This window comes from Aliiruegeria haliotis (assembly GCF_003003255.1).
Classification (GTDB): Bacteria; Pseudomonadota; Alphaproteobacteria; order Rhodobacterales; family Rhodobacteraceae; genus Tropicimonas; species Tropicimonas haliotis.
In genome coordinates this window covers 1-15,279 of sequence record NZ_PVTD01000014.1, presented here as the reverse complement: position 1 = coordinate 15,279, position 15,279 = coordinate 1, and the positions used below count along the sequence as shown (strand labels likewise).

The window sequence follows — 15,279 nt, the reverse complement described above, 5'->3', positions numbered from 1 at the left end:
TGACTCGGTTTCGGTGTAACTTCCCGTCGTTTCTCTCACACAGGTCAATGATCCGGGCTTTGAGCATGTCCATATTCGCTCGGCCATACATCTGGCGTTTCGGCGTTTTCTGGCGATTGATCTGTCCCTTGGTCTGGCGGTTCGACCAGGGCTCGGTCAGTGCCGCTGCCAAAGCCGCGTGGTCCGTATGCAAGCCTCGGGCGGAGGAGGCAAGCATGCCGGTTTCAGCCGCCTCCAGCCAGGGTATCAGTGCCTGCTGCTCGCCGTTTCGAACCATGCGGGTGAACCAGTCGGTCAATGCCCGGGCGCTTGAGAGAGCCGGGATGGCAGCTTCCACGCGGGTGATGCGGATCGCGTCGGCCATGTGCAGATGATCTCTTGCCGCTGTCATGAGACGGGCGATCTTGCGCGCCGAGGGCGATTTTCCGGAGAGCGACGGATTGGCACGTTCCGCCTGGCGTTGGCGTGTGGCCCATTCCCCGACCACCTGAAGGCTGCCACCAAAGCCCGCATTCCGAAGGCTGCGTCAGAGTTCGGCGCCGCTGCGGCAGCCACCCGCCCATTCCCGTTCCAGGCGCGAAAGGCAGGGCGTTAGACTGCTCTGACGAAGACGGAACACATCCTCGCGCTCGCCACGCACGATCCGCCGGACCAGTCCACAGCTCAGGCCAGTCGCGCGGACGATCCATTTGATGGGAACACCCTCGTCGGCCATCTGCCGAACCATCCGGTTGGCCGCCTGACGGCGCTGAAAGCCTTCGTATCGCAGCCTTTCCGCCGCCGTAAGAATAGCTGGGTTCAGGGTCGCCGCCCCGATGGCCTTGCGGATCGAAGGAATGCTCCGCTGGACCGCCAAAAGAAAAGCCGCGCTGACGTTCTCAAGGAGATGCCAGCGATCCGCGACCTGAACCTGACATGTGCGGCCAGTTTGCCGGTTCCTGCAGGACGCCCCATCGGAGAGACAACAGCTTCACCTGCACTCCGGATCTGGCGCGCCCACCGTGCTCCCGTCGCCGCAGAAACACGAAGGCGCCGGCAGGCTTCCCTCCGTGTCAGCCCTTCCTCGATCAATCGCGCAAAGCGATCCCGGAGTTCCTTGAGTAGTGGTCCGACATGACAGGATCCTCCCAAACAGGGTGAATCACAAAACAAACCTCAGCGGAATCCTTACGATTCAAACTTTTGTCGAAACGCTTTAGGTACAAAGCCCTGTCGTAAATTCCATGAATCCATCAGCAAACCCCGCCAAAACCTGACTAAATATAGCGCCATCGCACGTAACCCTACACCAAATCTGCGACAGACCCCAATTTTGCCCCCCCTGACGAGCGTGATCAGAAGCTCCCTCAAAAGCATGAGAGAGGAGTCTGGGGATGTTGTTCGTGGAGACTATTGCGAAGATCAGATGTGCGCATTTCATCGATGGCAAATCGAACAAGCAGATTTGCCACGAGCTTCGAGCGTCGCGGAACACCGTGCGCAAAGTGATCCGTTCTGGTGCCACAGAGTTCACTTATGACCGCACCACACAGCCCCCGCCCGAAGATCGATCCCTGGCGTTCGGAGCTGGCCGCGAACACCGGTCGACCGAAACGGGAACGGCTGACGCTCGTCCGGGTCTACCAGGAGTTGCGCAACCGCGGCTACGGCGGCGGCTATGATGCCGTTCGGCGGTATGCGGCCGACTGGTCGAAGGCCACGCAGGAAGCGCCAACCTCTGCCAAAGTGCCGCTGAGCATTGATCCCGGCGAAGCCTACCAGTTCGACCGGTGTCATGAGATCGTGATTCTTGGTGGCGTCAAGACGACGGCTAAGGTCGCCCATGTCCGCCTCTGCCACAGCCGGATGCTGTTCGTGCGGGCCTATCCTTGCTCGACAGTTCGAACTGAAGCCCTGCTTCATACGGGTGAAGGACCCGTAGTCGAAAGGCCCGTCCGAAGCCTTGGTCAAGACGCTCAAGCGCGACCAGGTTCGCGTCAATCCGGCGCCCGACGCCGAGACCGCACTGCCCTTGCTGGATAGATGGCTCGAGGACTACATTGATAACCACCGCACTTTGACCTGAGAGGGCGCTCATTGCGCAAGTTCATCAAGGCCAAAACAGAAACCGCTTAGATGTCCGATCAAGCTCGGTCAAGGTCACCTGCCGGAAGCTTTGGGTCCCGACTTGTGGTTCGAAACGGGTTCTATTTATACTTGAGATGAAACGGACCCTTAGACGGGATGCCCGGGAGGAGCCTGCAGTTGAGCCTGCGACGCGTTGGCAGTTACACCGATCATCTGCGCCAAATGCCGGTGAGGGAATATGAACTCACGCAGTTTGGAGTTGGTGAACTGGCCGTAAAAGCAGCGTATGTCTGGGGCCGCGACTGCGTGGTAGAGCATGTTAATTGGGGGCCAGAATCAGCGTCTTGCGTCTTTGGGGACGCCGATTGGGTTGGACTTACGGTTCCTCTGAAGTGGTACGGAGAATACAAGCTAAACGGCTTTGTCGGCCATCCAGGCGATGCGTATTTCCTGGATGGCAGGGAGGAGTGGTCCACCCAAAGCACGGACCGTAACGTTCTGTTCATTGCGCTGAGTCGCGCAGTGTTTCAATCGACGTTGGCGCAACTTTGCGGGGTGCCGCATTTTGAACTACCGCGCGGCCACAGGATGCTGCAGCTCAAGCCCGAAGCGCTTTGCGGCTATTCTGTCCTTTGTGCGCATGTGTTCGCACAGGCACAAACCGATGCCACAGACCCAGCCCACGCGGTCTTGGATCGCCCCTCGGAGGCACGTTTTTTTTCAGCGGTGGCACAGTGGTTTCTGGATGCGGATTTTATCCGGCAAGCCCGATGCGCCCACAACCGACGCGCGGTGGATCAAGTACGTGCGGCACGTGATGTGATCAACAAGATAACACCTGAAGAACTGAGTATCGCCCGGCTATGTGACGCCGCCGGGATCGGCAAAAGCCAGTTGCACGAGGCATTTAACGAGGTATTTGGCCATCCGCCCTGGCAATTTGTACAATACCGCCGGCTGACCGCCGTGCGCGAATGCCTTCTGTACCGCCCCGCTCCACCTCGGTCAGTGAAAGATGCGGCCCTCCAATTTGGCTATACATCCGGAGGTCGTTTCGCGCGGGAATACAAGGCGCAGTTTGGCGAGTTGCCGTCTGAAACCCTGCGCCATACGATCGAGTTGGGCGCCCGTGTCCATCGACCTGACGGGATAGCCGGTTTCTCCGGAAATCGAAGGTGACTGCGCGCAAACGGGTCGCGGCGCAGCTGCAATCAGGCATGTCACGCCGCACGCCGAGGTCAATCTGGTGGTTTGAACATCGAACGGGACCTCGGAAGAGGCCGCGACGTCGAGATCCGCCACGACAGCGCCGTTCGAGCTTGATCGGACAATTTGCGGCTGCCAGGTTTTTTGCCAGGATTTTCGTCATGAAAGCCTGAATTAGATCTCGTCAACTATTGGAATTTCTTGAGTGAGAGAGTGTTCCCGCAGCGGTTCGCAGGATCACAACCGATCGTGGACGCGCCGGTATGAGCGACCAACAGGGAGGCGCCACAGATGCAACAAGCAAACATCGAGGTCGGCCCGTTTGATCTTGCGATTGCAAGGGCGCGCGCGATTGATGCCGAGTTCCCGTCTCAACTCCGTGGTCGAAGCCTGCGAACGCTGTATTGCTGCTCTGACGGCGTGCGTGGTCGTGGCGCAGCCATGACGTACTTGTCCCATAGGGTTTCCTTCCATTCCAAAGAACGGATCGCACCACCAAAACCTGGGATCAAACACCTGGGGCTCAAGAACGACGTTTGGTTTTCCTGATCCCGATTGTCAATCGGCGTGCATGTTTGGAAGCCCCCTTCGATGCAAGAGTTTTCTGACCTTGTGAGCATGTGATCGGGTGTGGTCATGTTTCAGGCCTCTCAGGTGCGGCCATGACATGCCGCGGGCCGGTATGGTGATGTGCGGACCGGGGTCCAGATCAAAACTACGAGCTCGTGATCGTTGGACGCCACTGGCTTTCCCGTTCCGGATCTGGTCGATCATTTGCCCATGCTGGTCGTGCTCCTCCTCACATCGCCGACGCTCCGGTGCTTGCGGTCAACAGACCGCGCCGGCCGGATCTCGGTAGTCCTCGTGGCGCGAGAGCATGGCCCAGACCATCCGAGCCGTTCGCGTTGCGCTCGGACCGGTGGCGCTGCACCGCTCACTATTGGCCAGCGCGATGGCGACCAGCATTCGTGGCTTGTGGGCCAACATTCGAGACAGCCACGAACCCGGCCGGTCACCATCGCGGCACCGCAATCCTCAATTGGCAAGAGGAGCGGAAGTTCGAATGGCACGACATCACGCCGGCAAACCGATGCAGAACGGCTTCGTGGAAAGCTTCAATGGCCGTCAGAGGGACAAGTGCCTGAGCGAGCACCTGTTCACCAACCTGCGCCATGCCCGCCAATTGATTGCGGCAAGCGCGATGGCTACAACCACCACCGCCCACATTCGAGCCTCGACGGCCTCACACCGTGGGAGTATCACCAACGGCTAAAAAGAGGACCAAAACCTGAACAGAGCTACCCTGGAAACGCGGACTCTTCGGGGAGAGGGTCATGATCAAGGGAGCGGCACAATCCCGCGACAGGTCCAAACTGCTACCGGCTGCTAATTCTGTCCAGCCAATTTCGGCCAGTTCGCCATCCAATGCCACCGTCCCGCAATTACGCGCCCCAGAACCATGCCGATACCAATCGAAAGAAGCACTCCGCCAAGTGTCCACAAATCGTTGACACCATTGATTTGCTGACCCGAAACCCATGTTTCAAGCTGCCGCAAACCATGTGTGCCGGGTGAGAGGGCGAACACGACTGGCACCATCAAGACAAAGGTCGGGATGGACCGGGCGTGGCGAGCGATACAAAGGCTTAGCGCCATGCCGAACGTGGTCGCCATCAGGGTGCCGGCGAACGACCCCCAGAGGCCTGCCGTTACCTGACCCACGACCGTCACTGCCCAAAGCACGGCCAAGGCCCGCCAGAACTGTTGCATCGTCATGTGAAAGGCCAGCATGATCCCGGCGAGGATGATCGCCCGTCCGATGTAGGTTGCCCACCACGGGAAAAGATCAGCGGGCTCGCCGGGGAATAGCTCTGCCACCGGCGTTCCGGTCACGACAGTGGCGAAGAACCCGCCAATGACCATCAATACGAGAACCATGAGACTGTAAAAGAACCGCTGTACACCTGCAGACCAGCGACCTTCCGCAAGTTCATATGCCTGAACACTGATAGAGTCCCCTGGAATGAAAACAAAGGTGGCCGGTATCAGCAAGAGGCCGGGCGATGCCATGGTCCAGCCGAAGTTGTAGGCAATCATGACAACTGCCCCACTTGCGAAGGTTCCCACCAGCGGTCCGATCTTTGCGAAACCTTCGTTTTGGCTTGCCAACACGAAACAAAGCCCGGTCAGGGTGGCGGTCACGGCTCCAAAGAAGATGCCTTCCCACGTCCCCACGCACTCGATCGCGAGGCCAACAGCAAGGGTAATCGCACCAAGCCATACGACAAAATTCGACCGCGGCGGCTTCTTGTCGGCCAGGTCACGAATTGCCGCGCGCGCATCCTCGACCGACAGCTTTCTGTCAAAGATATCTGCAAGCAGGCATTTCAATTCCTGAGTGTAAGCCAGCGGTGGTACGCCCGGAAGCTCCGTCTTGACGACAGAAACTTCACCGGCCAGTTCGATGATCGCCATCTGGGCATCCATCGCCACTGTCACATCTTCGTAGCCGTAAGTGCGCGCGACGCCCGAAACGATCTCTTCGTAGCCGACGACCCCCTCCCAACTCCACGACATGAGAAGTTGGCTGAGTTCGCGCAGCAGATTGCGAAGTTCGTCTTGGTCAATCCTCTCCTGTGACCGATCCTCGATTGTCATTCAGGTGCTCTCCCTAGGCGGCGCAAAGACGCAAGCCTCGGCACGGTGGTGCTTCGCTTGGAAGTCTCGTGAGATGAAGTGTATTTGGTGCATCTGTCAGTTCAGGATTCTGGGGCTTGGGCAAGGATATCGCAAAAAGTGCCGAGAAAGCAGTTCGACACCTGGCAGGGCGAGGGTGCGATGCTTGTCGAACACATCGACCGTGACACGCGCGATCATACCTTTGACGAAGTACAGTTGAGATTTCACCATGGCTTGAAGACAGGGGGCATTCGCCTGCATCGCTGGCCGAAAGAGCCGCCGCAACCCTGAGTTGATGGCGATATCATCCGGCGGCCTGAAGCATGGGCAGAACGGCTTGCCCCCAGTCAGTTTCTTTCAATGCAGTGTCAGTCCCAAAGTGCCTTGAGGTCGAAATGGGTCCAGTCGGCGAAGTGATGCGGCACCGGCACCTTGAGCCACACTTCGCGGTCGTTCACATTGGACACCACCTGATACACCGTAACGTCGTCGTCCTGGTTGATCGGCTTCGTGCAACCTCCGTTCGGCAACAAGCTGCCGTCAGCGGCATAAAGCTTGATATCCATGACGTCGCGGGTCACGGACGCATCGATCTTGCCTTCATGCTCGCTCATCCGTGCCTGCATGTTTGTGCCGCGCACAAGCGAATGGGTCGCGGTATCGCGAATGCCGATCCCCCAATCCTCGTTCAGGAACGAGTTGACCGTTACGAAGGACTCGCCGTCCGGTGCACGGACCCGCCCACCGGCCGGACCAGAAAGCTCTATCGACGCCGCGCCATTCTCATCCGCCAAAGACAGGATCAGCGACGTGCTTGGCATGATCGTGTTGAACCGGTGGATCATCGCCTTGACGGATTTGCACTCGGACACGACATCGCTCAGGATTGACGTGATGGGTTGCCGGTCCATGTAGACGATTGATCCGGCCATGGCTGTTGCGTCGTGAATGTCCAGATAGGCGCCATGCTCGTTCATGGCGGTCAGGGTGAAGTAGATCCCCGGCCACCCCATGGTCGCGTATTTGTACGACCCGTCGGTGGGCTTGCGGATCGTCATCACCTGCGGAAAGTCGAGATAAGCCTCCGCCCAGTCCTGGTTGCGGCCGGAATACATCTTTCCGTCGGCGGTATAGTCACCCCATGCAAAGATCGAGGTGCACCCGGCAAACGAACTCAGCATCTTGGATTCGTAGACGCCGAACTCCATGATATTGTCGAGAATGCCGATCTTTTCGAGCGGCCAGCCAGACCCCTTGGCAACGCCGTCATAAAACAAACGGTTCCGCGCCGAAAAGGTCGCGTAGGACCGTTCGGTCCAGACCTGCATGTCCTCATCCGTGATGATGCCCTTGTCGCGCCATGGCTGCACCAGCGTGTCATAGGCTTTCTGCATGTACTCGACCATCATCGCGCCGTATTGCTCGCCCATCTCAAGCGACGTGCCCGTCAGCACAGGCACCAGAAAGCCGTTCTTTTCATAGAGCTTGCCTGCACCAGATTCGCCCACAATTGTCAGTTCATTCTTCGCCATTGTGTCGTTTCCTTTCCTGGATCCGTTTCGATTCATTGCGGTAATATTGCCCGTTTGGGCAGGTTGTGGCTCGCTGGAGATCTGGCGCCGGCCATCCGATCCGCGCCGCTCGGACCGAGTCACCATCGCTCGACCAAGCGCGCCGAAATCAAGGCGTGACGTCTTGGGCGAACGGCGTGTCGGGAACGCGCATCGGAATGCTCAGGGGGGCGTCGATTGCGCCGAAATCAAAGTCGGGCAATGACACGCTGCGCACCATTGGGTTGTCACTCGTCTGGAAATACGCCGTCAGGTTCCGCAAATCATAAGACACCGTGTATTGCGTTCCGCCATATTTCAGAGTTTCAAGCTCGGCCGGGTTGGCCTGTTCGCCGGATGCTTCCATGGGAAGCTGGAAATTTGCCAGGATACGCATCGCTTCATGGATCGTATCCACGCCGCCATCGGTCGGGCGCGATGTCTGGGTCCAAGCCAACGCACGGATAAAGCGCGAGGGCGGAGTGAAATCTCCGGGCAGGCCAATCATGCCGGTTCCATAGCCAATGGGCGCAAGATCCAGCCCGTTTGCCGACACCGCGGGCCAGTCCACCGCACGCAGGTTGATATAGTTGCGCGCGTTGGCGACATGCCAGTCGTAGGGGGGAGAGTTGGTCATGACGCCAAGGGTTTCGTCATGCACGTTCAACACACCATTGACCCATTCGATGATGATCTGAGCACCGCTCGGGTCGGTAATCGAAAAATGCACCGGTGCCGCAATGCCCAGCTCCGGTGTCACCACCGGAACTACATGGAAATCGGCCAGCGCCGCGCGAACCTCGTCCACGGTTGCAAACTGGCTCAGCAGGAAACCCGTCACATCCGGCGGCGCAACAGATCGTTCCGCGTTGCTCGGGTCGTAGTCTTCGTATTCGGCAAATCCCGGCAGATAGAGCAGCGAGACATTGAGGCCTTCGGAATTCATCCCATCGCCAAAGAAAGGCTGCTCCAACAGGCTGACACCCAGAAAGTCATACTTTGATGTCCATGTCGCGCCGGGCTTGCCATCGGGCATGTCCATCGCGGTCAACTCCTGCCCCGCTTTCACAAAGGTCATCCGGGGCTTCAGGTCAAAGCTTCCCCATTCCATGGTGCGCGCCGTAACGACAGTCCCGTCCGCGCCTTCCAGAGTGATGAATGTACAGGCAGTCGATGCAATTGGGGCCAGTGAAATGGCTGTGGCCGCCAAAGCAGCGCGAAGTGAGGTGCCAGGCATTTTCAACTCTCTCTTTCTGTCAAATCATCACGCAATCCAGGCAGCGAACTGCTACTGCGTGACCACGTTCCGGACGGCCTCCAAGTTGAGATCAGGCCCAGAAACGCTTTATTTCACTTCAATTTGCAGATGGTCGGGCCGAACCGCATTGGCACGAGGTTCGACCCATTTTTTGGCAAGTGTCGAAGAGCATCGGGGCGGGGTTATCGAAAGGCCAATCCCTTCCTGTCCGAAGCTCTCCGCCAGGCTCTTATCCGCCCGCCAACAATTTCGCCGCTGCGCGCAGGTAACCGGGGGTATAGTCCGGCCGGTCGTTGGGCGTGGTCGAGAAGGTCATGGCACAGAAGTCCCGCGCAGGGTCGACATAGATACCCTGGTGCATGTTGCCATGCTTGAACATCGCGCCGTCGGCAAACACACAGTCCCATTGAGCCGAGTTGCGCTCGCCGCCTTCGCCGAACCACTGCGGGTGATACTGCTCTTCGATACAGCCCTTGTAGGCCGCCGGATCGCCCAGCGTCTGGATGTTCTTCAGCAGTTCGTCGTCGATGACTGGCTCTTCGGAAACGACGTTCCAGCTGGGCGTATAGATCATCGCATAGCGCAGCATGTCCTCGGGTGTGGTCATGTTCATGCCGCCGCCGACCGCGGTTCCGTCCGCGGCCAAACCAACCATGAAAGGAGCATATGCGCCGATCTTGGACCAGATGCGCTGATTGAACAGGTCAGCGAACTTGAGGTTCGACGCGGTTTCCGATGCCAGAACAAGAACCTGCGTGATCGCGGTCGAATAGCGGAATAGATCGCCGGGCTTTTCGCCTTCAATGGGCTTCGCATCCCGCAGGATCTGGATCCAGTCGTTGTCGTTGTCGCCGAACAGCGAGGCAAAAAACTGCTCGATCCAGCTGGTCGGATCAAGGAACGCCTCGGTGGTTTCCTCAATATCAAGGCCGGATGACATGTTCAGAGCATTGCGCAGAGAGACATTGTCCCAAGGCGAGCCCGCAAGCTGCGTGGCGTATTTGGTGACCGGGGCTTCAAGATCCATCAGACCGTCACGCACCAGCATCATGCACAGGGTTCCGACAACGGTTTTCGAGGTCGACATCCAGATGTGATAGTCGGTCGGGTTCATGCCCGGATAGGCCTCGTAAACCACCTTGCCCTTGTGGGCCATCATCACCGCCTGCGTGCGGTTGTCGCCGTTCACATAGCCGTCCAGCGTATCCGACTGCGACCCATCAGCGTGGGAATAGGTCATGTTCGGCAGGTCCGGATGAATGTTCCGCTCCAGTGCGCGCGGGGCGTGGGTGGGCATCACCACGTCGGTGGGATGGAACGAGGGGAAATGCAGGTTGATGTAAACGCCATCATCCCCGGCCGATTGCCAGTTCGGCACGCTGAAGCGCTCGCGGATCGCGCGCGCCTCGTCGAGGGGCAGCGGCTCCTTCGCCTTGGAGATCGGTGTTGTGCGTTCGGTTATGTCGAAGCCTTCGCGAGAGTTTGTGTTGTCCTGTGACATGAGGGGTCTCCATTCTTTGTTGAAATCCGTCTTGAACCAAAAGCTAGGTCTCTCACCCTTCGATTTCAAAACCTGAGAAGGAGAAATTCGACCTCACCGGAAGATGTGCACATTCTTTCTTGCTTGCGAAAAGAACACTGCCCAAAGGGCCGAAGATCACCCTGTGAACTCACACTGAAGTGCAGTTTTTGATTTCTCTTTCCACTCCAGTCTGTTCCTGATCGCCGGCAGGTTGCGCTCGAAGGCCTCGGCGGGTGTCCGGTATCCGAGGCATTTGCGCGGGGTGGCATAGAGGCGATTGCAAATCGACCGCAAATATCGATTTGTCAGCGTCATCGGTCCGGTTGATCGAGGCAGATACCGTCGGAGCCTGTTTGTGGTGTTCTCGACGGTTCCCTTCTGCCACGGTGCCTGCGGATCGCAGAACCAACTGTCGGCTCCGATGCCGTCTCTCATCCGTCGCCACGCGGAGAACTCGGTGCCCCGGTCGAAGATGATCGACTGGCGGGCTTCCGAGGGCAGGGGAGCCAGCCCGTTGATCAGTGTCTCCATGATCGGTTTCGATTGGCCATCCTCGTTGCGCAGGACGACGGTGTAGCGGCTGAGCCGTTTGACCAAAGATGTAGCATTTTTCTTGCCGCGCTCCTTGCGGAACATCATCAGATTGCATTCCCAATGACCGAACTTGGTGCGCTTGGCGACTCGCTCAGGCCTGCGTGACAGGCTTTGGCTCTCCAAGACCTGGGTTCGATGATGTCAGCGGTATCCTCGCGGGCGACGGCGTCTTCGATGCCCGGGCAGGTGGCGGCAAAAAAGCTTCGTCCCGACCTTCCTTCGAATAGGCAAACCGGTAGATGGTTTCATGGCTGATACGGGCTTGGTGGTTCTTCAGGCGCATTCGATTTGCGATCTGCCCGGGTGACCAGCCTGACCTGAGCGCCTCCTCGACAGCGGCCTTCAGCTCGGGGTGGACAACAAGCTTGCGATGAACAGCACGACGATCCGGCCGACGTGGTGGCACTGAAGCATGCTGGCCGCAGTATCGAATACCGTCTGGTCTCAATGGACGATCGCGACGACCGCAGCCTTGAGCCCATACGTCAGGACAAGGATATCGGTGCCGTCCCGCCCGGTGCGCGACGGCCGAGCTCCCCGGAACGCCCGGTGGTCTTTGGTACACCCGAGGTCACCATTCTCGATTTTCCCCAGCACACCGAGGGGCAGTCTCTACATCATCCGCTCATCGCCACATATGCCGTTCCGTCGCCGGGTGAGATCGCCGTCTGGCGCAGCTCCTCGACTGATGGGTTTCCGTTTCTCACGAGTTTTGCCGGTCAGGCCTTGACCGGAACGCTGGTCTCGGACTTCTACGCAGGTCCGATATCGCGCTTCGACCATGGCAATGTCCTTGTTGTCGATCTGGAATCGGGAGCACTCGAGGTCGCCACCGACCTCATGCTGTTCGGAGGGGGCAAATGCGGTTGCTATCGTCGATCTTTCCGTCGTCGATCAACAATTCGATCAGCCGTTAAGCCGTCGGCTTTGCCGACGACATCCAGACATGATGATCCGATGCATTCATGCGCGGATAGTCTTCATAGACAACGTCCCCGCGATGCACGACGAGATAACCTTGAGCATTGCTGCCGGGCTGCGCGAGGAACTCGTCGAGACTTAGGGGTCCGAAATTCTAGGTCTCGACCTTGATGCCGCCTGTTTCGGGCATCGGGTGTTCTCCCAGAGCCATGGTTGGCACCCTGCGCGGAAGCACGGCGGTCGGAAGGAACTCGGACGCGTCGAAGTTGAAGTAGACAGCCGTGTCGCCGCCTGAAAGCAAGTGCGGAAGATCCGCCGAAAGGGCCTCCTGAGCCAGTTCCAGCGGGAAACCATTCTGTATGAAGTCTTCGATCGGTGTTCGATCCTGTGCCGTTGAGGTTGTTGCCATCAGTGCCCCGAGCACTCCCGCAAGGACCGAAAAGCGTTGGCGATCCATCATCGAGTTCCTACCCGTTTCACTTTTGGGGATCTTCGAAAGGTCAGTTCCGGATTGGCTGTCCGGGGAGAACGTCTGTGTCCATCTCGCCGCCGCTGATCACCGCGATGCCATTCACGATCAGGTACTCTATGCCCTGCGTCGTTTCGAATGGCCGCTCGATGGTTGCGCGGTCGCCAATCGTTTCGGGGTCGAACACGGTAATGTCGGCATCCATGCCCACTTGAAGGCGTCCCTTGCGTTCCATCGCAGGAACCTGCCCATCGAAGAGTTGCGCCGGGATTAACGACACCTTGGCAATCGCCTCTGGCCAGTCCAGCAGCCCGTCCTCACGGACCCAAGCGCGCAAGAACTTTCCATAGGTCCCGGCGCTACGCGGGTTCGAGAATGCATTGTCCGGCATCGGCCAGGTCTCGCCAGTGACCGGCGTGCCGTCGGGCAAAGTGTAGGGAATGGAGTCCGACGCGATTGCGATCCAGGGAAGTGCAGTCACTTTGCGTAGAATATCAGCGTCAGTCGCATCTTCCTCGTCGAGGTACCGCATTATGATGAACTGGCCGGGATCGGCGTCTTGCTCTGCCCGCATGTCGGCTTCGTCCTCGATCCAGCGCCCCTTGGCGATCAGGCGCACGGAATCGAAATCGATGCCCATGCGCGCACGGAACGCCTCGCCGGCCTGCAATAGCACAGCCGAGGCAATCGGCATGGAGGCAATGCCGTACGGATAGACCTCGGTGTGCACGTCGATGCCGATGCTGCGGGCCTTGTCGACCATGTAGGCGGCTTTCAACGTGTCATGCAAGTTGGTGGAATGCAGGTGGCAGATATTGGTCCGCGCACCGGACGTCGCGGAAAGCCCAAGAACCATTGCCAACCCCTCCAGCGAACTGAGCGGATCAGCCTGAGACCAGTTCCGCATATGCGTGCTGACTGGCACGCCGTTTGCGGCCGCCGTTTCCCAGACCCGGAGCAACTCCTTGCCTCCCACGCCAGGGACGTAGCCGGAGTTGACCCCGATCCCAAGCGCACCATCGTTCAACCCTTGCTGGATCAGGGCGACGATCTGGTCAAGCTCCTCGTCCGTCGTCACATCCACGGTCCAGCGCGGATACTTGAATGCGCCCTGATACCACGCTGCGGTGGGTTCCACCGGCGGCATTTCGGGTACCATCGTGGCAATCCTCGCGAAAGACCACGACGCGGTGGCGCCGAAGTTGGTTGCTCGCCCCTCTGCCTCGACGGCGGCATACCAATCCGCGATCGGAAGTACGCCCGATTCCATCTCCAACGCCGTCGTTACCCCGTCGAACGCCTGCAATCGGTTGGCAGGGAGGTCCACAACCGAATGAGAATGCAGATCGATGAAGCCAGGTGCCACGATCAATCCGGAGGCATCGACAACCCGTTCGCCCTCGAGCTGCGACTGCGCAATCTCCACGATCTCGCCATCTGCGATGCCAACGTGAGCAATCGCATCGAACCCCGTCTCGGGATCAATGACACGGCCATTGTTGATGACAAGGTCGAAAGTTTGCCCGTTTGCTACAGTCGCAAGTGCGACCAGAAATGCGGTGCCAAATATGGAGTTTCTCAAAGCGCTGGCCATGTCTGTTTCTCGAGTCCCGAAATTGAAAAAGTCTCGGTATTTCTTTCATTGCCGGGCCGCCTGCTGTTCTCGATGGCCCTGGTAGTGGTCAACGCTGATCGTTCCAGATCCGCCCGCAAACTGTCAAGTTGTCGGCCATAGAAGTCCCGAACAGAACGATCCTGTTCTCGTGCACTCTGATGGATGTTGCATGATCCACCGAAGGAATGCTCGGGCTCACACACAGCTCCTTGGAGATCACACGAATGGCTGCTCAGTACCGTTCATGCTCATTCAGGGCATTCGGTCGCAGGTCCGGAAAGTCCGCAAGTGAGACATCCGTGCTGTGAATCTCGCTGCGGTCGGTGCGAACGGCGGCTTTTCATTCTGCGGCGCAGCTTACGGCTCGGTGGATCGGGTTGCTGCATCTGCGAACACCAGAGCCATGGTACTTCCGGTATGGGCTCACACGTGGACATCCGAGCGTTTCCGTCAAATGACCGCGGAGTCGGCAACTGAGACGCCCGACAACCGCGGGGCGAACGGCAGGTTCGGACTTTGGCGATCATGATAAATTTGAATGACCGCTTCCGGGAAAGCGTGTCGCACAGCCGCGACTGGCTCCTAAACTTCGCAGCCGCTCTGAGGCGAGTTTCGCTGCACCGGCTTCGGGCGGGTCCGGTCCGCGTTCCGGCGACTGCCTTTGACCCTGCACTAGCGGCTGTGCGCAGTTAGCCGACGCGTCATTGGTTCCAGCTTGCAGCTTTGCTCCTTGCAACTAGTTACTCGACTCAACGGCGGCTACTTACGGTTTCAGGATTGCGGGCGGTGCAGATCAAAGGGACTTGCTCGAAATGATGCCCTTCACTAGCTACGAATGATTGGCTTCTGTCCCCTCTTGAACGGACGCCACCAGAATCAAAATGCTCAGGTCACCACCGAGCAAATACAAATAATCTCAATATTTTACGGGAAATGCACCAAGCTGGAGAAGACAACAGGTCCAGAGAATGTTGGCCCGGAGAGAACGCTTTCAGGCACTGTCGCGCTGGGAGCGGTGAATGGCCGCTCCCGCATAAACCTTTAAGACAACGAAGAAATCCGACATCAGCCGGATCGAGAGAACCGTCATCCAAAGGCAAGTGGCGGAGACGAAGTCCGCCATATAATATTGAATTATTTAGATTAATTTCTAAGCGCCGAAGTCAACCCGCCAAAGAGCCCGCCAAAAACTGAATTGATGGTACAGGATTGCTTCCGAGGATGTGGTCGGTTTTGACCTGAGACCAACGACCCTGCGGACGACTCCCTCCAAAGCAGTCCGGCACGCAACCAGCGGGGAGTTTGGCGTGCCCCCAATGGGTGGTCCGGTTTGATTGTTAGTACATCGTTGGCCTCTGGTCCATCGGAACAAGGGTTTCTGGCGCGGGTGGCCTGTAT

7 protein-coding genes and 6 pseudogenes are annotated in these 15,279 nt (G+C 58.4%); 3 read left to right on the top strand and 10 right to left on the bottom strand.

The genetic code is table 11. The annotated features are described in order from the left end of the window. Positions 1–46: 46 nt before the first annotated feature. Positions 47–910 (bottom strand): annotated as a pseudogene (locus tag CLV78_RS25000) (transposase); the annotation flags it as partial. Positions 911–1,373: 463 nt separating this feature from the next. Between CLV78_RS25000 and CLV78_RS21470 the strand changes: the two are divergent. Beyond that, positions 1,374–1,878 (top strand): annotated as a pseudogene (locus CLV78_RS21470) (IS21 family transposase); the annotation flags it as partial. A 366-nt stretch (positions 1,879–2,244) separates the two neighbouring features. After that, on the top strand, positions 2,245–3,246 hold the full coding sequence (locus CLV78_RS21465) for an AraC family transcriptional regulator (RefSeq protein WP_158263627.1): 1,002 nt from the start codon (positions 2,245–2,247) through the stop codon (positions 3,244–3,246). A 378-nt stretch (positions 3,247–3,624) separates the two neighbouring features. On the opposite strand, the pseudogene CLV78_RS24625 reads toward CLV78_RS21465, so the two are convergent. Next, positions 3,625–3,732, bottom strand: a pseudogene (locus CLV78_RS24625) (IS481 family transposase); the annotation flags it as partial. A 369-nt stretch (positions 3,733–4,101) separates the two neighbouring features. Continuing rightward, positions 4,102–4,296 (bottom strand): annotated as a pseudogene (locus CLV78_RS24995) (hypothetical protein); the annotation flags it as partial. A 5-nt stretch (positions 4,297–4,301) separates the two neighbouring features. Between CLV78_RS24995 and CLV78_RS21450 the strand changes: the two are divergent. Beyond that, positions 4,302–4,663, top strand: a pseudogene (locus tag CLV78_RS21450) (integrase core domain-containing protein); the annotation flags it as partial. On the opposite strand, the gene CLV78_RS21445 reads toward CLV78_RS21450, so the two are convergent. The 7 genes and pseudogenes from CLV78_RS21445 to CLV78_RS21415 all read right to left on the bottom strand — a co-directional run bounded on the left by CLV78_RS21445 (position 4,660) and on the right by CLV78_RS21415 (position 13,860). Then, a complete protein-coding gene (locus CLV78_RS21445) occupies positions 4,660–5,931 on the bottom strand; it encodes a threonine/serine exporter family protein (protein ID WP_106207870.1) in 1,272 nt (423 codons plus the stop codon). The pseudogene CLV78_RS21450 and the gene CLV78_RS21445 sit on opposite strands and share 4 nt — an antisense overlap. A 389-nt stretch (positions 5,932–6,320) precedes the next feature. Beyond that, the gene (locus tag CLV78_RS21440; protein ID WP_106207868.1) at positions 6,321–7,484 is read right to left on the bottom strand and encodes a C45 family autoproteolytic acyltransferase/hydrolase; all 1,164 of its coding nucleotides are present in this window, start codon (positions 7,482–7,484) and stop codon (positions 6,321–6,323) included. 148 nt (positions 7,485–7,632) lie between these two features. Then, the gene (locus tag CLV78_RS21435) at positions 7,633–8,739 is read right to left on the bottom strand and encodes a linear amide C-N hydrolase (protein WP_106207866.1); all 1,107 of its coding nucleotides are present in this window, start codon (positions 8,737–8,739) and stop codon (positions 7,633–7,635) included. A gap of 250 nt (positions 8,740–8,989) precedes the next feature. Further along, entirely contained in the window at positions 8,990–10,261 is a 1,272-nt protein-coding gene (locus CLV78_RS21430; RefSeq protein WP_106207864.1) for a serine hydrolase domain-containing protein, read from the bottom strand. 156 nt (positions 10,262–10,417) lie between these two features. Next, positions 10,418–11,297 (bottom strand): annotated as a pseudogene (locus CLV78_RS21425) (IS30 family transposase); the annotation flags it as partial. 654 nt (positions 11,298–11,951) lie between these two features. Continuing rightward, positions 11,952–12,254 (bottom strand): hypothetical protein, encoded by a 303-nt coding sequence (locus CLV78_RS21420; RefSeq protein WP_106207862.1) that lies wholly within the window; start codon positions 12,252–12,254, stop codon positions 11,952–11,954. A 43-nt stretch (positions 12,255–12,297) separates the two neighbouring features. Further along, positions 12,298–13,860 carry an amidohydrolase family protein gene (locus CLV78_RS21415; protein ID WP_106207860.1) on the bottom strand — a complete coding sequence of 521 codons (1,563 nt, stop codon included), beginning with the start codon at positions 13,858–13,860 and terminating at the stop codon, positions 12,298–12,300. Positions 13,861–15,279 lie beyond the last annotated feature (1,419 nt).